Origin of the sequence: Olsenella sp. SW781, from assembly GCF_012027725.1 — a bacterium.
Lineage (GTDB): Bacteria > Actinomycetota > Coriobacteriia > Coriobacteriales > Atopobiaceae > Thermophilibacter.
Window position 1 is genome coordinate 1 of sequence record NZ_SJOU01000008.1, and the last position, 19793, is coordinate 19793.

General features: G+C 66.5%; 16 protein-coding genes. 8 read left to right on the plus strand and 8 right to left on the minus strand.

Annotated elements, in window-relative coordinates; genetic code table 11:
* Positions 1-71: 71 nt before the first annotated feature.
* The gene (gene yihA, locus E0L17_RS06035; protein ID WP_167930360.1) at positions 72-662 is read right to left on the minus strand and encodes a ribosome biogenesis GTP-binding protein YihA/YsxC; all 591 of its coding nucleotides are present in this window, start codon (positions 660-662) and stop codon (positions 72-74) included.
* Positions 663-969: 307 nt separating this feature from the next.
* On the opposite strand from yihA, the gene E0L17_RS06040 reads away from it, so the two are divergent.
* Positions 970-1785, plus strand: a complete 816-nt coding sequence (locus E0L17_RS06040; RefSeq protein WP_167930361.1) for a fructosamine kinase family protein — start codon at positions 970-972, stop codon at positions 1783-1785.
* A 104-nt stretch (positions 1786-1889) separates the two neighbouring features.
* Here E0L17_RS06040 and E0L17_RS06045 read toward each other — a convergent pair whose 3' ends face one another.
* From E0L17_RS06045 to E0L17_RS06055, 3 genes are all read right to left on the minus strand, one after another.
* Positions 1890-3086, minus strand: coding sequence for an MFS transporter (locus E0L17_RS06045; protein ID WP_167930362.1), 1197 nt, complete (start codon positions 3084-3086; stop codon positions 1890-1892).
* 127 nt (positions 3087-3213) lie between these two features.
* Positions 3214-4458: an AlbA family DNA-binding domain-containing protein gene (locus E0L17_RS06050; protein WP_167930363.1), complete on the minus strand. Its 1245-nt coding sequence runs from the start codon at positions 4456-4458 to the stop codon at positions 3214-3216.
* A 198-nt stretch (positions 4459-4656) separates the two neighbouring features.
* The gene (locus E0L17_RS06055) at positions 4657-6777 is read right to left on the minus strand and encodes a HelD family protein (protein WP_167930364.1); all 2121 of its coding nucleotides are present in this window, start codon (positions 6775-6777) and stop codon (positions 4657-4659) included.
* 166 nt (positions 6778-6943) lie between these two features.
* Here E0L17_RS06055 and E0L17_RS06060 point away from each other — a divergent pair, with 166 nt between their 5' ends.
* The gene (locus E0L17_RS06060; protein ID WP_206109030.1) at positions 6944-8197 is read left to right on the plus strand and encodes an ATP-binding protein; all 1254 of its coding nucleotides are present in this window, start codon (positions 6944-6946) and stop codon (positions 8195-8197) included.
* Between the two features lie 95 nt (positions 8198-8292).
* Positions 8293-10086, plus strand: a complete 1794-nt coding sequence (locus E0L17_RS06065; RefSeq protein ID WP_167930365.1) for a DUF2264 domain-containing protein — start codon at positions 8293-8295, stop codon at positions 10084-10086.
* A 46-nt stretch (positions 10087-10132) separates the two neighbouring features.
* Here the strand turns inward: E0L17_RS06065 and E0L17_RS06070 are convergent, their stop codons facing one another.
* Both E0L17_RS06070 and E0L17_RS06075 read right to left on the minus strand, forming a co-directional pair.
* On the minus strand, positions 10133-11143 hold the full coding sequence (locus E0L17_RS06070; protein ID WP_167930366.1) for a LacI family DNA-binding transcriptional regulator: 1011 nt from the start codon (positions 11141-11143) through the stop codon (positions 10133-10135).
* A gap of 194 nt (positions 11144-11337) precedes the next feature.
* Positions 11338-11979, minus strand: coding sequence for an RpiB/LacA/LacB family sugar-phosphate isomerase (locus E0L17_RS06075; RefSeq protein WP_167930367.1), 642 nt, complete (start codon positions 11977-11979; stop codon positions 11338-11340).
* 271 nt (positions 11980-12250) lie between these two features.
* On the opposite strand from E0L17_RS06075, the gene E0L17_RS06080 reads away from it, so the two are divergent.
* From E0L17_RS06080 to E0L17_RS06100, 5 genes are all read left to right on the plus strand, one after another.
* Entirely contained in the window at positions 12251-13438 is a 1188-nt protein-coding gene (locus tag E0L17_RS06080; RefSeq protein WP_167930368.1) for a glycoside hydrolase family 88 protein, read from the plus strand.
* Between the two features lie 9 nt (positions 13439-13447).
* On the plus strand, positions 13448-13942 hold the full coding sequence (locus E0L17_RS06085) for a PTS sugar transporter subunit IIB (protein WP_167930369.1): 495 nt from the start codon (positions 13448-13450) through the stop codon (positions 13940-13942).
* A 69-nt stretch (positions 13943-14011) separates the two neighbouring features.
* Entirely contained in the window at positions 14012-14800 is a 789-nt protein-coding gene (locus E0L17_RS06090; RefSeq protein WP_167930370.1) for a PTS mannose/fructose/sorbose/N-acetylgalactosamine transporter subunit IIC, read from the plus strand.
* Complete coding sequence (locus E0L17_RS06095; RefSeq protein ID WP_167930371.1) at positions 14787-15611, plus strand: PTS system mannose/fructose/sorbose family transporter subunit IID; 825 nt, start codon at positions 14787-14789, stop codon at positions 15609-15611. The genes E0L17_RS06090 and E0L17_RS06095 overlap by 14 nt, the downstream gene beginning before the upstream one ends.
* An 85-nt stretch (positions 15612-15696) precedes the next feature.
* Entirely contained in the window at positions 15697-17676 is a 1980-nt protein-coding gene (locus E0L17_RS06100; RefSeq protein WP_167930372.1) for an alginate lyase family protein, read from the plus strand.
* 197 nt (positions 17677-17873) lie between these two features.
* Here E0L17_RS06100 and E0L17_RS06105 read toward each other — a convergent pair whose 3' ends face one another.
* Both E0L17_RS06105 and E0L17_RS06110 read right to left on the minus strand, forming a co-directional pair.
* Positions 17874-18671, minus strand: a complete 798-nt coding sequence (locus E0L17_RS06105; RefSeq protein WP_167930373.1) for a carbohydrate-binding protein — start codon at positions 18669-18671, stop codon at positions 17874-17876.
* Positions 18672-18756: 85 nt separating this feature from the next.
* Complete coding sequence (locus E0L17_RS06110) at positions 18757-19590, minus strand: gluconate 5-dehydrogenase (RefSeq protein ID WP_083662102.1); 834 nt, start codon at positions 19588-19590, stop codon at positions 18757-18759.
* Positions 19591-19793: the final 203 nt, after the last annotated feature.

The following is a 19793-nucleotide window of genomic DNA, read 5'->3' on the forward strand; positions in this document are numbered from 1 at the left end:
AAACCCGGGGCCGAGGGCAAGGCCCGCCCCGGACTCCCCGAGAGAAATAGCCCGTCCCCGAATCACCCGCATCACAGACACGCGTCTGCGATGCGGCGACGCAGGTCGTCGATGCCCTGACCGGTCTCCGAGGAGGTCACGACCACCTGGTTGCGCTCGATGCCGAGCTGCCGTGCGATGGCAGCTGCCTGCTGCGTCTGCTTGGAGCGCCCGAGCTTGTCGGCCTTGGTGAGCGCCACCACGAAGGGAAGGCCGCTCTCGCGCAGGAAGCCCACCATCTCGTGGTCGAGCCGCTGGGCGTCATGCCTGATGTCGACGAGCGCAATCACGAGGTTGAAGCTGCGCTCCTGCGCAAAGTAGCCGGAGATGAGGTCCGCCCAGCGCTGCTTCTCCTTCTGGGACACCTTGGCAAAGCCGTAGCCGGGCAGGTCGACGAAGCGAATGCCGTCCACCTCGAAGAAGTTGATGTTCGCCGTCTTTCCCGGCGTGCTCGAGACCTTAACGAGGCCCTTGCGGTTGAAGAGCTTGTTGAGCAGGGAAGACTTGCCGACGTTGGAGCGGCCGGCAACCGCGACCTCGGGCGTGGTCGACTCGGGAAGCTGCGCCACAGTGCCATAGGAGGCCTCGAAGCGCGCGGTCTGGTAGTTGATGCTGCCAGCCATGACGGTCCTTTCTCGATGCGATGCGATGACCCATTGTACTTTGAGCCGGGTGCCGTCGGACTGTGCAGTCAGGGGGATAGTGCGAAGAAACGCGGCTCTGGGACGCAATCGGGGGGATAGTGGGAAGGTGTTTTGCCCTCTCGCGAAGTAGGGGCCGAAGGCGCAACTGGCCTTTTGCGGGGAGAGCGCCCGTCCCGGATGCAAAATCTGGCCTCGAAGCCATAGAATGGCTTCACACTATCCCCCTGATTGCACAAGCCGCGTCAAGTTTTTCGCACTATCCCCCTGATTGCGCAGAGGAGGCCTCATGGGAAACGGCGCCTTCGTCAAGACGGCCGGCTTCGGCGACAACCTGCCGGGCGAGGCGGCCGCCCTGCGCTGGCTCGCGGAGGCGGAGCCGCTCGGCGGCATCCGCGTCGTGCGCGTGCTGAGCGTGACGGAGGAGGAGCTCGTCGAGGAGCGCGTCGAGACGGGCGCCCCCTCGGCGTCGGCCGCCCGCAGGATCGGTGCGGCGCTCGCCCGGACGCATGCGGCCGGCGCGCCCTGGTTCGGCTGCGCCCCCGCGGGGTGGTCGGGCGACCCGTGGTGCGGCCGGGCGCGCACCCCCTATGTCTCGCGTGATGGCGCGTCGGATGCCTGGGGCCCGTTCTTTGCCGAGCACCGCATCATGAACTACGTGCGCGTCCTCGTTGACCGGGGGGACTTCGACAACGGGGAGGCCGCGGTGCTAGAGCGGGTGGCTGGACGGCTCGCTTCGGGGGAGTACGACGCCCCGCAGCCCGCGCTCGTGCGCGCGGCGGGCCTCCCGTGCGCCCGGCTGCACGGAGACCTCTGGGCGGGGAACGTGCTTTGGGATGCAGGGCGTGACGCGCCCACCGGAGGTGTCCTCATCGACCCGATGGCCTACGGTGGCCATGCCGAGACCGACCTCGCGATGCTCGCGCTCTTTGGCTATCCGTTCCTCGACGAGGTGATCGCGGGATACGACGAGGTGTCGCCCCTTGCGGACGGATGGCGGGAGCGGGTGGGCATCCACCAGCTGGCGCCGCTGCTCCTGCACTGCGTGCTCTTCGGCGGCTGGTATCTCGCCGAGACCATGGCGGTGGCGCGGCGCTACGCATGACCCTCAGCCGGGAATAGCATGCATTCTGCCCGGAGAGGACGGGATGCGCCCAGTTGGCGAGAAGAACCTCGCGCAGAATGCATGCTGCGCGGCGCCTGCCCCGCCTATGCGCGTCCGCGCCGCGCGAGCGCCCACGTGCTGATGACGGTCTGGGCCACGAGCGCAACGCCGGCGCAGGTCCAGAGCGCGAGGTAGCCGCCGGCGCCGATAGCGATCTGCCCGAGCACGGACCCCACGCCGCCGCCCGCAAAGACGCCGAGGCCGATGAGCCCCGTGCAGAGCCCCGTCTGGGACGGGTCAACGTCCATCGAGAGCGAGACGAGCGTGGGCTGGACGAGGATGTACCCGAGTCCCAGGCAGGCCGCGGCGCCGAGCGCGGGGGCCCACGAGCCGGTCAGCGCGGACGCGGCGAGGAGGATGACGGCGCAGAGCCCCGAGACCTCGCCCACCTGAATCACACGCAGCAGGCCACCGCCCGCGCCGATGCGGCCCGAGATGGTTCCGCCCACGAGGCAGGCGATGCCGTAGAACATCATGAGCAGGCCGGAGGCGGTGGGGGAGAGTCCGCACCGCTCTGCGAGGAACGTCCCCATGAAGCCATAGACGCCGAGGTAGATAATGCCGGTCGAGCAGGCGGTGAGGTAGATTGCGCGCCCCTGCCGGAAGAAGAGGCGGACGGCGCGCTCGAGGAAGTCCCGAGCCTCGCCCAAGGGCGAGCGCTGTCCCTCGGCCGGGGGCAGGGCCTCGGCAATTCCGCGCAGGCGCAGCAGGCCAAGCCATGCGAGCAGCCCGAGCACGCCAAACGAGACAAAGGCCGCCCGCCAACCCACGAGGTCCGTGATGATGCCGCCGAGTCCCGCGGAGAGCCCCTGCCCGGTGAAGGTGATGCCCATGAGCAGGCCGACGGCGCCGGCTCGCTCCTCGGCTGGGATGACGTCGCCGACGAGCGCCTGCGAGACCGATATGATGCCTGCCGCAAAGCAGCCGGTGAGGATTCGCGCCGCCACGAGAAGCTCGAGCGTCGGGGCGGCGGCGCACACGACCGTGCTTATCGCCAGCCCCAGGACGATGACGCGCAGCAGCCGCTGGCGACCGACGCGGTCCCCGATGGCGCCGCAGACCGGCTGAAGCATGCCGTAGGGGACGAGGTACGCCGTGAGCACCACGGCAGCGACGGACGGTGCCACGGCGAGCGTCTGGGCGATTGCGGGCAGCGCCGGCGAGACGAACCAGTTGTCCGCTGCCGAGACCAGCCCGCAGAATCCCAGCGTGACGACGACGCCCCTCTGATTGACCGTCATGGGTACCCCCTCCAGCACTCATTTTCGACAGTCAACCATAACGCAACGCGCGCCACTGGCGTCAGGTTTGTTTGGCACGCCGGGGCGGCGTGCCAAACAAACCTGACGCCAGTGGCGCGCGTTGCGCTCAGGACGTGCGGAGCAGCGCGTCCACGAGGGCGTTGTCCTCCGGGTCGGGCGACCCCAGCGGCAGGCCGCACGCTTCGAAGAAGTGGCTGCCGGCGAACTGCCGCGCGCGGAAGGTGTCGTGCGCGCCGTCGTCGAGGTAGCGGACGCGCGAGAGGCAGTCGGTCGTGGCGCAGTAGAGCACGCCATGGCGCTCGGCGTAGGCGAGGTAGGTCTTGTCGTTCGACCAGAGGGTCACTCCCGCCATGTTCTCAAGCTCGTACGCCACGGCGTACTCGCGCCACGCGATGCCCCGGGCGCGCGCGTAGCGGTCGAGCAGCGAGGCCATCCTCGTCACGCGGCCGAGGGTCGCGGGCGCGTCAATGAGCCGGGCGTCCACGGCAGGTGGGAAGAGCGCGCGAGATGCCAGCACGCCGAGGGCGGCCTCGCGCTCCTCGCCGGCGAGAAGAACGGCGGGCACCGAGAGCTTGATCGACTCGTCCGGAAAGAGCTCGATGGCGGAGTGCGGGACCACCGTCTCGTCACGCGCCGGGATGCGGAAGACGAGGCTGTCGTGCGCGTGCTGGACGCGGCAGCCGAGCCCCTGGCGCGCGAAGGCGCGACGCATGGCTCGTGCGTGCTCGCCGTCCTTCTCGCGCGAGAAGGAGTCGCCGGTCATGCGGCCCATGCGGAAGAGGTAGAGGTTGAAGAGCGGCAGCCCGTCGTCGCCCATGGGGTAGTGGACGGTCCGCTTGCAGAACATTCGGACCTCGAGGCGCCGGCGCGTGGCCTTGTCATAGAGGTCGACGAGCGCGGTGCCGGCGGCAGGCCCCGAGGTCGAGCCCTCGCGGATCTCAACGACGCCGTCCGCCACGTAGGGAGGGAAGTCGCCTTCGAAGACCTGAACGAGGATGACGCCCTGATTGGGTGCGGCCGGGTCGGGCACGAAGCGCGCGTCGAAGCGCGGGGCGGGGGAGACGTGGCGCCGACAGAGCTCGCCGATGGTCTGGCTGACGTCGGCCTTGGGGCGCGGCACCGGGCAGACGTCCTTCTCGGCATCCGAGACGCCGATGACGAGCCAGCCGCCGCGTGAGTTGGCGAACGACGCCACCACCTTGGGTATTTTCCTGCGCACGCTTGGCGAGAAGGACTGCTTGAACTCTAGGGCAAAGCCTTCCTCGTAGTCCGCGAGCTGCGCGAGGTCGGCGTACTCCACGTCCGCGAGCTCCTTGGGCATGCCCTGCCTATCACGAAACGGGCTGAACATGGGGCCTCCTAGGGGGACGGCGCCATTCCGCTGATGGTGGTGTCACAAGCAGCGTAGCACGTTCTTGGCGTGTGCCGCTGGCGTCGGGCTTGTGCCACTGGTGTCAGGTTTGTTTGGCGCGCCGCCCCGGCGCGCCAAACAAACCTGACACCAGTGGCACAAGCCCGACGCCAGCGGCACAGACCCGACACCAGCGCGTTAGCCCAGCAGCGGCGTGAGCGGGCCCTGGGCGAGCACGGTCACGCGGTGCATCGCGCGGGAGAGCGCGGTGTAGAGGCGTCGGCGCGCGAGCGGGGTGTCCGGGTAGACCTCGGCCTGCGCGTCGGGCACGATCACGTGGTCGAACTCCAGCCCCTTGGCCACGCGCAGGGAGAGCAGCACCACGCCGGAGGCGGGCAGATCGGAGTTCTTGCCCAGCACGCAGACGGCGTCTCCGAGCTGCTTTGCAAGCCAGCTCACGCGCGCGTCCGACTCGGCGATGACGGCCGTGAGGCCCTCGCCGGGCTCCGCCACGGCGGCTCGCAGCGCCTCGAGGTAGGCGTCCTTCTCGTCAAACGCCCGGACGTCGGGCTTGACGCCGGCGCGCTGCACGGAGGTGAGGCGCCTGCGCTCGTCCGGCTCCAGAAGGCCGCAGAAGAGCTCGGTGATCTCCGGCGAGGAGCGGTAGCTCGTGAGCAGGCGGCACTCGTCCACGCTTCCATGGCTTGCGCGGAAGATCTCCGCGATCCGCGGGAACGTGGCCGTGCCCTCCATGATGGCCTGGTGCTCGTCTCCCAGGAGCAGGAAGTGCGCGCGCGAGAAGTGCCGCGCGAGCACCATGAGCTGGGCCTCGGTGTAGTCCTGAACCTCGTCCACCATGACGAAGCGCGCAGACTTGTCGCCGGTGCCGGTGAAGAGCAGCCGCAGGTAGAGCCACTCGGTCGCGGACAGGGCGTGCTGGCCGAGCAGGCGCATGCCGATGCGGTCGAAGCGGATCCACGAGAGGCGCTCGATCTCGTCGTGCGCGCCCGCGTAGCGCTGCTCCACGAGGCGGCGCGCGTAGGCGGCGACCTCGTCGTCATCGTCGGGGGAGATGGTCTCGCCGAAGACCTCCACCTGCTGCTCGACGTCCATCTCGAGCATCTCCTCCTGGACCTCGTCGCTCTTCGAGAGCTGCGTGAAGCGCCGCTCCAGCCGGTCGTGGAGCTCGTCCTTCACAAGAGCGGTGAAGCGGGGTCCGACGGGGAACTGCGAGAACTTTTCCGCCGCGCCCTGGACCTGGCCCGCCTTGAGGAGGACCTCCCCCGCGAAGCGGATCTCGCGCAGGTCGTCCGGCTCGAGCGCGAGCTCGGCGACGGCCTCGTCCAGGCGGCGCAGGGACTCCGGCGCGGTGTCCACCCCGAGGTCGCGCTCGCCCGCGCCCTGCGCCTCGACGAAGGCGCGCCAGGTGAACGTCTGCGGGTTGGCCTCGCCCATCGAGGGTAGGACCGTGTCGATGTAGTGCTCGAAGACGTCGTTGGGCGTGAAGAGCCAGACCTGGTCGGGCGAGAGGGTCTTGCGCTCCTGGTAGAGCAGGTAGGCGATGCGCTGCAGCAGCACAGACGTCTTCCCGGAGCCCGCGATGCCGTTGACCAGCAGCACGGGGACGTCCTCGTGCCGCACGACCTCGTTCTGCTCGCGCTGGATCGTGGCCGTGATGGCCTGGAGCTTCTCGGTGTGGTGCTTCTTGAGGGCGCCCAGCAGGAGCGAGTCCTGGATGGCGATGGTGGTGTCGAAGTAGGAGTTGAGCTGGTCGCGCACGATGTCGAACTGCCGGCGCAGGGTCAGGTTCACGGTGCGGACCTTGCCGTCCACCTCGTAGCTCGTGGGCCCCATCTCCTGGTTGTAGTAGGTCTCGGCGACGGGGGAGCGCCAGTCCACCACGAGCGGGCGGCTGCGCTCGTCGGTCATGCCCGCGGTGCCGATGTAGACGTCGCGCGGGGGGCGCCCCGGGCGCATCTCGAGCGTGACCTTGGCAAAGTAGGGTTGCATGAGCAGCAGCATCACGCGGCGGAGCTTGTCCACGTTGAAGTCGTGGTACTGGTTGTAGGCGTCGATGACGGAGTTCAGCGTCTCGATGGCGGCGAGCGTCTCGATGGTCTCGTCGGCGCCGCCGAAGTCCAGGCGCACCTCCTCGCTCATGGCGATGAGGTCCTGCTTGGCGCCCTGGTGGTTGGACTCCAGGTCCTGGGATATGTCGTCGCGGATCTTGAGGAGCTTGGCGTAGAGCTCCGTGAGGTGGGCCTGCTCCTGCTGGAAGATCGGGTCGTCGCCGTGGGCGACGTCGACGCTCTCGGGCATTGCGCTCCCTCCGTTGCGCGGAATATCGAGCTATCAATAATACGCCATCGCGCGGGAGGCGCGTATGCCTGAAGAAAAGACGATTTATAATTTCGTCCTCAAAGTATCAGTACGAAATGTAAAATCGTCTTACAATCGTGATGGAAGGCGTACGAAACGAGGAGCCATGGTCATTCGAGAGACGCCCACGACAGAGTTCAAGGAGGCGGTCACGCCGACGTTCCTCAAGACGGTGAGCGCGTTCGCAAACTACGGGACCGGGCGCATCGTTTTTGGCGTCAATGACAACGGGATGTGCGTTGGCATTGACGACCCGGTTTCCTCGTGCCTGCGGATCGAGAACATGATCAATGACAGCCTCGACCCCATCCCCCGGTACGCGCTTGAGCCTGACGAGGCGGCGGGGACGGTGACGCTCACCGTCTACGAGGGCCCGGACAAGCCCTATCGGAGCAAGGGGAGGGCGTATCGGCGTGGAGACTCGGCAACGATAGAGGTCGACCGTCTCGAGTACGGCAGGCTGGTGCTTGAGGGGAGCAATCGGACATATGATGAGTTGCCGTCTGCCCGCCAGGACGTATCGTTTTCCCTGCTGGAGAGAAAGCTCTCAAAAAGCCTCGGCATCGAGGCCCTGAGTAGGGATGTCCTTCTCACGCTTGGCCTGCTTAACAAGGACGGGTACACCAACGCTGCCGCACTTCTTGCGGACGAGAACGACTTTCCCGGCGTCGACATCGTCAGGTTCGGGGATAGCGGGGACGTGATCTATGACCGAGAGACCCTCGTGGGAATCTCGGTGCTGGAGCAAATCGACCGAGCCGTTGAGATGTTCGTCCGCTATTACTGCTACGAGCGGGTGGAGGGGACCACAAGGAAGCTCCTGTCCCGCGTGCCGCGCGAGGCGTTTCGCGAGGCGCTGGCGAACGCCCTTGTCCACCGAACGTGGGACGTTCGGGCAAACGTTCAGGTTGCCCTGTACGAAAACCGCATTGTGGTGACGTCGCCCGGCGGGCTTCCCTCGGGCCTGACCGATGAGCAGTATCTCTACGGCCAGGTCTCCCTGCTGAGAAACCCGGTGTTGGCGGAGGTGTTCTTCAAGCTCGATTACATCGAGAAGTTTGGTACGGGCATCACCCGAATCAGAAGGTCGTATCAGGGATCGGTTGCCCAGCCCGTCTTTGACCTGCGCGATGGCTTTATCTCGGTAACGCTTCCTGTCATGGATGCGTTCGAGGGAACCGAAGACGAGAGGAGCGTTCTCAAGACCCTCGGAGGGGGACGCGTCCTCGCACGTCGGGCGATCGAGGATGAGGCGCACCTCAGTCGCGCGCGTGCGCTCGCGGCGCTTGACGCGCTTGTGTCAAAGGGGGCCGTGCTCAGGCTCGGTGAGGGGCGGGCAACAAGGTACGCACGGCCCTAGTTATATTCTGTCCGGCGGAAAGCGCGCCAGGACAGTACCGTCGTGCTATCGTGTGACTAAACGTTTACGAAAACCGAGACGCGGGAGGGACAGACATGACGCGGCGCCACCGGGACCTGAGCACGCGCGACGACCTGATCGCGTGGCTGCGCGACCTTCTGCCGGATCCGTACGCCTATCCCGCGACCTCGGGCTCGACCTACGACGAGGACATCCGGCGCTTCGAGTGGGCGGTCCGCCCCCTCTGGGCGATCTTCTCGCTCCTGGCGTCCGGCGAGTATGACGAGAAGGACGTGGGGCCGTTCGTCAGGCGCATCAAGGACGGGCTCGACCCCGAGGGCCCGCTCGCCTTCCCGGAGCCCACGCTCCCGCGCCGTCAGATCATCGTGGAGATGGAGGTCTTCGGCTACGGCCTTCTCGTGTGCCCCGAGGAGCTTCTCTCGCGCCTCACCCCCGAGGAGCGCGACCGCCTGGTCACCTGGCTGAACCTCGCCAACGGGGTGGACCTCCCGTGGGGCGGCTGGTTCTGCTCCCGCGCGCTCGTGAACGCGGGGCTCGCCGCGGCCGGACTGCCGTACGACGCCGAGCGCCTCGCCCTTGACCTGCGCTCGATCGAGTCGATGTATGCGGGCGACGGGTGGTACGAGAACGGCCGTCCGTTCCAGCGCGACCACTACATCGGCCTCTCCTTCCACTTCGTCCTCCTGCTGCTGCACCGGTTTGCGCCCGAGGCGTGCCCGCTGCCGGACGAGGAGGCGCGCGCCGCCGCCTTCGAGCGGGACTACGTCTCGTGGTTCGACCGGCAGGGCCGCTCCGTCCCGTTTGGGCGCAGCATCTTCTATCGCTTCGGGCACGGGTGCTTCTGGGCGGCGGAGGCCCTCACGGGGACGCACTCCCTGGGGCTCGGCGAGGTCAAGCGCCTGCTTCTGCAGCACCTGCGCTGGTGGCACGCGCACCTGGTCCCGGCATCCGGCCCGCTGGCGCCCGGGTATGGCTATCCCAACCTCTCCCTCGTGGAGAACTACTGCTCTCCCGCCTCTCCCGCGCGCGCCCTTCGCTCGCTCGTGGTGCTGGCGCTCCCGCCCGCAGACGAGTTCTGGTCCGTCGCGGAGCGCGAGCCCGCGCGAGAGCCCGTGCGCGTGGAGCCGGGGCCCGGCGTCCTTGCCGTGAGCGGCCCTCACCACAGCTATCTGCTCTCCGCCACGCAGTTCGGCGGCCCCACGGTCTCGGGTGGGATGTCGCGCTACGGCAAGCTCTGCTACTCGTCCGCGTTTGGGTGGAACATCTCGCGCGACGTCTGCGGCCTCACCTACTTTGCCGTCGACTCGTGCCTGGCGCTCTCCATCGTGGGGCTTGACCAGTACGCCTCGCGCGACCGCGTCGACATGGGGGAGGTGCGTGCGGGCTATGCCCACACCCTCTGGCGCTACGCGTCCATCGCGCAGGTTGAGACCTGGCTCATCCCGGTGAACGAGTCCACGCACGTGCGCATCCACCACGTCGAGTCGTCGAGCTCCCTCGACGTCTGCGAGGGGGCGTTCCCGCTCTTCGGGTGGAACCCCAAGGAGGACGCTCCCGAGGAGGAGCGCGACGGCGCCGTGCTGCTCTCGCGCGTGTCCGAGGCGGGCCGTCTCTGGCGCTCCGGCATCGTGGACGCGCGGGCGTGTGACGACACCCTCGAGCGCTCCGTCGAGGAGGCGGGGCTTGCCGACGCCATGCGCGGCGTCCTGTGGAGCGACCGCGACGCCGACGTTGTCCTCCAGGACCCCAACACCAACATCTACAGCTGCGAGCGGAGCGCCGTCCCCGTGCTGAGGGCGCGGATCACAGCGGGGACCACATGGCTCGCCTGCGTGGTCTGCGGCGAGCCGGGGTATCCGGCGGAGTGACCGGGGACGCGCTACGGGACTCTGACGACCGGCGCGTGCCAGCCCGCTACAGCGTGGTGGAACGCCACTGGACGTTGCAGTCGAGCTCCTGGTGGACGGTCTTCTTCTCGTCGCTCTCCAGCAGCTCGAGCAGGATGCGGGCGGCCTCGCGGCCCTCCTCGAAGGCGGGCTGCTCGATGGCGGTGACGCTCGGGGAGGCGACGCTCGTCCAGTCGAAGTTGTCAAAGCCCACGAGGCCCACCTTGTCGGGCATGAGCGGGTAGAACTCGCGCATGGCCACGTAGATCTCGGGCAGGGCCCAGCAGTTGGGGGCAAAGACGAGGGTCGGGGTCTCGCCGTCGATGTTGGCGCGAAGGAACTGGCGGAGCGCCCCCGAGTCGATCTCTCCCGGGGCGATCTCGAACTGCGTGAAGCCGGTCCCCTCCTTCTCGAGCGCGTCGACGAAGCCGGAGAAGCGCTCGATGCGCGAGCTCAGGAGCTGCGGTGCGGCGGCGACGAGCAGGAAGCGGCGGTAGCCGCGCTCCACGCACGACTTCACCGTCCGATACGTCGACTCGTAGTTGTCCGTCTTCACCCAGCTCGAGGTGTAGTCGTAGTACTTGGAGTCAAAGAAGACGAGCTTCTTGCCCGCGGCCTCGATGTCGTCCGCGACGGTCTTGAACTGCGAGGTTGGCTGCACGATGAAGCCGTCGACGCCTAGGGCGAGCAGGCGGTCGATGTAGGCGCGCTCGCCGTCTGCGCTGTAGTTGGAGGAGCAGCAGAGCAGGCGGTACCCGGCCTTGTCGACGACGGAGCCGATGCCCTTGACGATGCGGTTGGAGAACTCGTTGGTCACGTCGCCGATGACGACGCCGATGAGCTTGGAGCTCTTGGCGTTCATGCCGCGCGCGAGGGGGTTGGGCTCGTAGCCGGTCTTCTCGATCGCCTTCTTGATGCGCTTCTGCGTGTCCTCCGACATGCGCTCGGTCTTGCCGTTGAGATAGAACGAGACGGTGGTCTTCGACGTGCCCGCCATCTCGGCGATGTCCTTGATGGTGATGCGCCTCTTCTGCGCCATGATGCTCTTCGTGCCCCCCACTGCTCGTGTCACAGGATGTTTAGTAAACATAGTTTACTCAATTCACGGCAGCTGGGGCCGCAAATCAGGGGCCAACAAAACGCTTACATATCAGGTGGGCGGAGGGGAATATTGCGCAAAAAAGCGGGCGGCCCGAAGGCCGCCCGCGGCACGAGGCGAATGTGCGAGAAGGACTAGAGGCCGAGGATCTCCTTGACCTTGGCGATGATGGCCTCGTCCGTGGCGTTGGCGAAGAAGTACTCCTGGAAGTGCTCGCCGGAAAGGGCGCCCTTCACGAGCTCGGGATCGAGGGCGTCGAGGATCTCGGTCAGCGGCTTGAAGGCAGCGGCGCGCACGCCGTCGAGGATCTTCTTGTTGCGCTGCTCGGGGACGACGCGCTCGGCGGGGTAGCCGTTGCCGGAGCCGAAGCCGAAGAGCTTCTCGAAGGTGTACTCGAGGTTGAGCTCCTGGCCCCAGCCGTTCTTGAGGGCGAAGGGCATGGCCACGGCGTTGCCGTCGTTCACCTGGGCGAAGGTGTAGGCGTCGAGGGGATCGGCCACGTGGCCGCAGAGGACGCCCGGGAAGCTGTTGCAGGCGAGCATGGCGCCCTCGCCAGTGCCGCAGCCGGTCACCACGTAGTCGGCGGCGCCGGAGTTGATGAGGACGGCGGCCAGGATGCCGTTCTGCACGTAGGTCAGGGGGTTGGAGCCCTCGTCGGCGTACATGCCGTAGTTGAAGACGGTGTGGCCCATGGGCTCGACGACCTTCTTGAGGGCGGCCTCGATCATGGGGTTCTTGGCGTTCTGGCTGTTCTCGTTGATGAGGGCGATCTTCATGGGGTCCCGTTCCTTTCCTCTGGGTGTGACGTTTCCAGAAATGAAGACATGAGTCAGGACAAGACTACGCGCAAAACCAGTTTTGTCAACCTTTACTCCGGTTTACTCCGCCCGCCGCCAATTCATGTCCGTTCACATGATTGAAACATGAACTTTATTGCTAGCTAAAGGCGAATATCCTATAAAACTGAGGCGGGGTAAACCGGTTTGTAATATGACCGCTCACATTTTGGGCGGCCATACGGAAAAGCGGTAGGAAAGGATGGCAGGCATGGCTCACGTGAACACGGAGAAGATTGCCGATCGCGAGCGGTGGCTCTCGGTCGAGCCCCTGACCAAGGAGGAGATCGATCGCGGCCTGGCCTGCTGCCTCGCCCAGATCGACGCCAACATGGAGGCCTTCGGAACGAGGTTCCCCTGGTCTGCCACCAAGGGACTCGAGTACCCGATCATCGACTGCATCGAGTGGACCGACGGCTTCTGGACCGGCCTTCTCTGGCTCGCCTATGAGATGACGGGGGACGAGAAGTACCGCGACCGCGCCCTCGAGAACGTCCAGAGCTTCAAGCACCGCGTCGAGAACCGCATCGAGCTCGACCACCACGACCTCGGCTTCCTCTACGTGCCCTCCTGCGTTGCGGCCTATCGCCTCACCGGCAGCGAGGACGCCCGCACCGCCGCCCTTCTCGCCGCCGACAAGCTCATGGAGCGCTGGCAGCCCAAGGGCAAGTTCCTGCAGGCCTGGGGTCCCATGGACAGCCCCGAGCACTACCGCTTCATCATCGACTGCATGCTCAACCTGCCGATCCTCTACTTCGCCTCCGAGGAGACCGGTGACACGCACTACCGCGACGTCTCCCGCATGCACTTCGACACGACGGTGAACAACATCATCCGCGAGGACGGCAGCGCCTTCCACACGTTCTATATGAATCCCGAGACCGGCGGCCCCGACCACGGCGCCACCCGCCAGGGCTACTCCGACGACTCCGCCTGGGCCCGCGGCCAGGCCTGGGGCATCTACGGCATCCCGCTGAACATGCGTCACCTGAACGACCGCAAGTACCTCGACACCTGGCGCGCGATGGCGAACTACTTCATCAACCGCCTCCCCGAGGACTCCATCTGCTATTGGGACCTCATCTTCGGCGACGGCTCCGACCAGTCCCGCGACTCCAGCGCCGCCGCCGCTGCCGCCTGCGGGTTCATGGAGGTCGCTCCGATGCTCCCCGTCGACGACCCCGACGCGCCCGTCTACGCCGGCGTCACCGCGCAGATGATGCGCTCCCTCATCAACTCGTACACCTCCGAGGACCACGCGCCCCTGCGCCCCATCCTCTATCACGGCGTCTATAGCTGGCACTCCGGCAAGGGCGTCGACGAGGGCAACATCTGGGGCGACTACTACTTCATGGAAGCCCTGGTTCGCAGCGCCAAGAGCTGGAACCCGTACTGGTAGGAGGAAGAAATGGCAACACCCAACATCGTTATGACCCGCATCGACGAGCGTCTCGTCCACGGCCAGGGTCAGCTCTGGATCAAGTCCCTGGGCGTGAACACGGTCATCGTCGCCAACGACGAGGCTGCGGGCGACAAGATGGCCCAGACCCTCATGAAGACGGTCATCCCCGGCAACATCGCCATGCGCTTCTTCACGCTTCAGAAGACGATTGACATCATCCACAAGGCTGCTCCCGAGCAGCGCATTTTCCTGCTCGTGAAGAACCCGGCCGACGCGCTCACCCTCGTCGAGGGCGGCGTGCCCGTGACCGAGATCAACGTCGGCAACATCCACAACGCCGACGGCAAGGAGAAGGTCACCCGCTCCATTTTCGTCGGCGCCGAGGACAAGGCCGCCATTCTCGCCATGGCCGACAAGGGCATCAAGTTCAACACCAAGACCACCCCGTCCGGCGCTGACGGTGCGGCCGAGGTCGACATCGTGGAGTTCTGCAGGAAGTAGCCCCTGCTGAGCATACCGCCCGCCAAGGGGAGGGCGGAACGTAGTGTCAGGTAGGAAAAAGGAGGGAACGTGGAGATCTCGTTCATCCAGGCCATTCTGATTGGCCTCTGGACAGCAGTCTGCTGGAGCGGCATGCTGTTCGGAATCTACACCAACCGCAGCCTCGTGCTGGCGTTCGGTGTGGGCGTCATCCTCGGCGACATCCCGACGGCGCTTGGCGTCGGCGCGGTGGCCGAGCTCGCATTCATGGGCTTTGGCGTCGGTGCCGGCGGCACCGTCCCGCCCAACGCCATCGGCCCCGGCATCGTGGGCACCCTGATGGCCATCACCACCGAGGGCGTCACCCCGGAGAGCGCGCTTGCCCTCTCCATCCCGTTCGCGGTTGCCATCCAGTTCCTGCAGACCGCCATCTACACGGCCTGCTCCGGTAACCAGGAGGCCGCTGCCCGCGCCCTCGCCGCCAACAAGCTTGGCAAGTACCGCTTCGTCTGCAACATCACCGTGATCCTGTTCGCCGTGGGCGGCTTCCTGCTCGGCTTCTTCGCCGCCTTCGCGATGCCGGCCCTCCAGGTCGTCATCGAGGCCATCCCCGAGTGGCTCACCGCGGGCCTCTCCGTCGCCGGCGGCATGCTGCCCGCCATCGGCTTCGCGATGATCATGAGCGTCATGCTCACCAAGGAGTTCATCCCCTTCGCGCTGCTCGGCTACATCTGCGCCGGCTACCTCGGGATCCCGACGGTCGGCATCGCCATGGTTGGCCTCGTGTTCGCCCTCAAGCACTACTTTGAAGTGAAGAAGCAGGAGGAGCTCGCTCCCGCTGCCGCCACCGAGGAGGTCAGCCACGATGACTGGATCTAACGAGAAGAAGCTCGTCAAGGGCGATTACACCAAGACGATGATTCGTGCCTGGCTGCTGCAGAACGGCTTCAACTACAGCAACTACCAGGGCAATGGCTACTCCTACGTCGTCTACCCCGCCCTCAAGAAGATTCACGGCAGCAACAAGGAGGCCCTGTGCAAGGACCTCGCCGAGAACTGCGAGTTCTACAACACGAACCCGAACCTGCTGCCGTTCGTGACGTCGCTTCACCTGGCCATGGCCGACGAGGGCGTCCCCTACAGCGAGATCCGCGGCCTCAAGATGGCCCTCATGGGCCCGCTCGCCGGCATCGGTGACTCGCTCTCCCAGTTCTGCCTCGCCCCGCTCTACTCGACGATCTTCTCGTCGCTCGCGATGCAGGGCATGGCCTTCGCGCCGGTGGGCTTCTTCCTCGCCATCAACGCGACGCTGCTCGCCATCAAGTACGTGATGATGAACCTGGGCCACAAGCTCGGCACCTCCGTCATCGACACGCTGTCCAAGTCCATGGGCCTCATCTCCGAGTGCGCCAGCATGGTCGGCGTCACGGTCATCACCGGCCTTGCCGCCACGTTCGTCAAGATGAACGTGAACATCGAGTTCGCGGCCGGCGCTGCCGAGGAGGGCGTCAAGCAGTCCACCGTGAGCATCCAGGGCATGCTCGACAACATCGCCCCGAAGCTGCTCCCGATGCTGTACCTGCTCCTCATGTACTACCTCATCAAGAAGCGCAACTGGAACACCTACCAGCTCGTCATCCTGACGATCGTCGTCGGCGTGGTGCTTTCCGTCTGCGGCGTCCTCGTCTAGTTTTCCGAGGAAACAATTGCGCCGTCCCCTCCAGCGGGGCGGCGCTTTTTCATATCCCGACGGCTCACCGATAGAAGGGATGGGCATGGATATCGTTTCCGTTAGAGCAAGACTCAAGAAGACCGCCGCGCTCATGCGCGTGGGAGAGATGGGCGAGCGCCTTGCGGGGCGCGACCTCAGCGTTCTTCTCGCCCGCGCCGACGAAGTCATGGCGGACACCTACACCTTCTCAAAGACGTGGGACATGGAGCGCTGCCGCGTGCCCTTCACGCTGCCGGCCGGCGCCTACGACTGGAACGTCGTCAACAACGACGACGAAGAGTGGTGCTTCATGCTCAACCGCATGGATTACCTCGAGGACCTCGCGCTCGTATCGCTGGTGAGGGGTGACGCGTCCTATGCCGAGAAGGCGGCCCGGCTCATTGAGTCCTGGGTGGACGCGCACCCCTCGATCGTGCCCGAGCTCTCCACGCGCACGCTCGACACCGGCATCCGCATCCGCTCGATGGTGTGCGTGCTTCCCGCGCTCGACGCGATGGGCGTGCTGACCGATGAGCTGCTGGAGAAGATTGTTCGCAGCGTGCGCGACCAGATCGCGTCCCTGCGCGAGCGCTACCTCCCCAAGTACGAGACCAGCAACTGGGGCAGCATCCAGACGCTTGCCATCCTCACGGTCCTGGCTACGCTCGAGGACGACCCCGCCTCCGACCCCGACTGGGTCTGGGCGGCCGAGCGTGCCGAGTCCCAGATGGCCGCGCAGGTCTATCCCGACGGCATCGACTGGGAGCAGTCCACGATGTACCACGTCGAGGTGCTGCTCTACTCGCTGCGCGCCCTCCACGTCCTGGAGGCGCAGGGCGCCCCGGTCCCGCGTGGGCTGCGTGGGGCGGCCGAGCGGCTCTCCCGCGCGCTTGCGGCGCAGATGATGCCCAACGGCTGCATCGACGCCCAGGGCGACTCCGACCGCACCGACGTCCGGGGCCTTATGGCCCTGTGCGCGGGCGTGCTCGGGGACGGCGCGCTCGCCGCGGCCTCCGGCCGCACCGAGCTCGACGCGGGCGACGTCTTTGCCTTTGGCTGCGACGTCGAGGACGCCCTCGTGGCGTGCGCGGCCCAGGCCGGCGTGACCCTTCCGCTCACCTTTGACGGCGAGGACTCCGGCCTCTTTGTGGCACGTTCCTCCTGGGACGCGGACGCCAACCTCATCGAGTTCTCCTCCGGGCCCCTTGGCTCCGGCCACGGGCACTCTGACAACCTGCACGTGACCGCCGTCTATCACGGCGCGCCCGTGCTCGTTGACGGCGGGCGCTACACCTACCGCGAGGACTCCCCGGAGCGTCCGTACCTCAAGGGCCCGCTCGCCCACAACGTGCCGCTGCTTGACGGTCGCTCGAGCTGCGTGCCCAAGGGCAGCTGGGGGTACTCCGACTTTGGCTACCCGCTCAAGACCTACGCGCGTCACGCGGGCGACGCCCACTACTTCGAGGGCGCCCTCGTGGGGCATGAGCCGCTGCACGTCCTGGTGCGCAAGCTCGTGGCGCTGGACTGCGGCATCTGGGTCTGCGCGGACGAGGCCATGGCCGAGGGGGAGCACGAGCTGGTCTCGCGGTTCCACTTTGATCCCGAGGTGCGCGTCGAGGCCGCGGACGGCGGCTGCCGCGTCACCTGCGCCGCGGGCGAGCTGGCGCTCGGCTCCACGGGCGCGCTGACGCTCAGCTCCGAGCAGATCTCGCTCGACTACAACGCCCTGTCCGACGCCGCCCTCGTCGAGGCCCGCACCGCGCTCTCCGAGCGGGGCGGCCAGCTCTGGTGGCTCGTTCCGGCGGACGTGCGCGTGAGTCCCGCCCAAGTGCTTCGCGGCGGCTCCGAGCCCGTGGACCCGGCCCTTGCCGAGGCCGTGCGCTTTGAGCTTCCCAGCGGGGAGTTCTACACCGTGGCGATCTTCCACGGGGAGGTCTACACCGGCGTGAAGGCGTTCGCCCTCGAGGGCGTCTCCTTCCACGCCAAGGCCGTCGTCGTCTACGGCGCCGGTGACGCGCGCGAGCTCACCGTGCTGCGCGCCTAGCTCTGATGCGCCGGGCGGGTGGCGGCTGTCGTCCGCCCGGCGCGCGATAACATACACCCCACGCGGCGTACTTCTCGGCAACAGGCGTTTTGTTGACGAATCCGCGTGGGGTGTATGCTAACGAGAGAGACTCTGTGGCCCGCCTCCGTCAATTGGGACTGTCCCCAATTGACGGAGGCGGGCCGTCTTGCGTTGGGCTATTCCAGCGTGCCCATGACGATGAGCTGGGTGAGGGCGGGGAACTCCGCCGGGTCATCGGCCTTCACCATGTCGGAGAGGCGGATCCACTCGATGTCACGCCCGCCCGCGCCGAGAGAGAAGCGCTGGGGCACGCCGGTCTTCTCCAGATGCACGGTGAGCTCGAAGCCGTCCGAGCAGGTGAGCTTGGCCTGCTGCCACCAGGTGTCGTGCGGGAAGTCGGCGCGCAGGACGAGCATGGCCTCCTCGGCATGGACCGGCCGGCCAAAGTCCACCTGGAGCCAGGCGTCGTCGCGGCCGTTGATGCCCCAGGACTCGTAGGGCCAGCGTCCGTGGTGGATGCTCTGCCAGGTGCCGTCGATCGCGTTGCGCGCGATGAATCGGGGGTTGGTGGCGCCGGAGTTGGTGGTGGCGTGCGGGTAGACGCCCTCGGCGCCCTCGAGGTCGTGCGCGTTGAGGGCGAGGTTGCGCCAGGTCTCGCGCTCGCGGGGGTCGAGCACGCGGGCGTAGCCCCAGTGGGTGTCGCCGAGGAAGGCGTGGCTGGGGTACGAGTCGCGGGCGGACTCGAAGGGGATCGGGAACTCGAGGCGCCCCTCGGTCAGGTAGACGACGCTTGGGGGCAGGGACTCGTCGAGCATGACCTCGAGCTCGACGTTCTTCTCGTCAGAGGTGAGGACGAGGACGTCGCCAGGCTGGTACTCGGCATAGCGGGTGTCGAGCTGAACGAGGTCGGTGCCGGTCGAGGTTCCGCGCACGGCGCCGTCGGCGCCGATGAGGCTGAGGGTGAGCTGGGGCATCGCGACTCCTTTCCGTGAATCGGGAAGCGCCGCAGGACGCGGTTGCGATCCTGCGGCGCTGGGAGATGACATCGGCCTGAAGCCCTTACTGGGGCTGCTTGCCGATGTAGGCGAGGATGCCGCCGTCGACGTAGATGACCTGGCCGTTGACGAAGCTGGAGGCGTCGGAGGCCAGGAAGACGGCGGTGCCCATGAGGTCGATCGGGGTACCCCAGCGAGCGGCGGGAGTCTTGGCAACGATGAACTGGTCGAACGGGTGACGGGAGCCGTCGGGCTGAATCTCACGCAGCGGCGCGGTCTGCGGCGTGGCGATGTAGCCCGGCCCGATGCCGTTGCACTGGATGTTGTGCTCGCCGAACTCGGAGCAGATGTTGCGGGTGAGCATCTTGAGGCCACCCTTGGCGGCGGCATAGCCGGCGACGGTCTCGCGGCCGAGCTCGCTCATCATGGAGCAGATGTTGATGATCTTGCCGTGGCCCTTCTCGATCATGCCGGGCAGGACGGCCTTGGAGACGATGAAGGGGGCGTTGAGGTCAACGTCCACGACCTGGCGGAAGTCCTCGGCGCTCATCTCGAGCATGGGGATGCGCTTGATGATGCCGGCGTTGTTGACGAGAATGTCCGGCGTGGTGCCGAAGTCGGCCTTGATGTCGGCAACGAGCTTCTCGACCTGCTCGACGTTGGTGACGTCGGCCACGTAGCCCTTGGCCTCGATGCCCTCGGCGGCGTAGGCCTTCTCGCCCATCTCGGCCTTCTCGGCGTTGATGTCGTTGAAGGCGATCTTGGCGCCGGCCTTGGCGAGCGCGGTGGCGATGGCGAAGCCGATGCCGTAGGAGGCGCCGGTGACCAGGGCGACCTTGCCATCAAGACGGAAGCTGTCCATGCTGAACGTGCTGGGATCTGCGTACTGCTCTGCCATGTGTCCTCCTCGTTGGGTGGCCTTCTGTTGAGTCTCAGTTAAGGACAGTAAACCGGTTTTGTCAACAGGAACGGAAAAGTAGCTCCCGCGAGCGGTTGAGTTCAAATAATCTCTACAGTTCGCCTGCATTTTTCAAGATAATCGGGCGCAGTGAATAAGTAAACCGATTTGTCTCCGGCTGGCAAAATCCCGCCGCGCTCCAA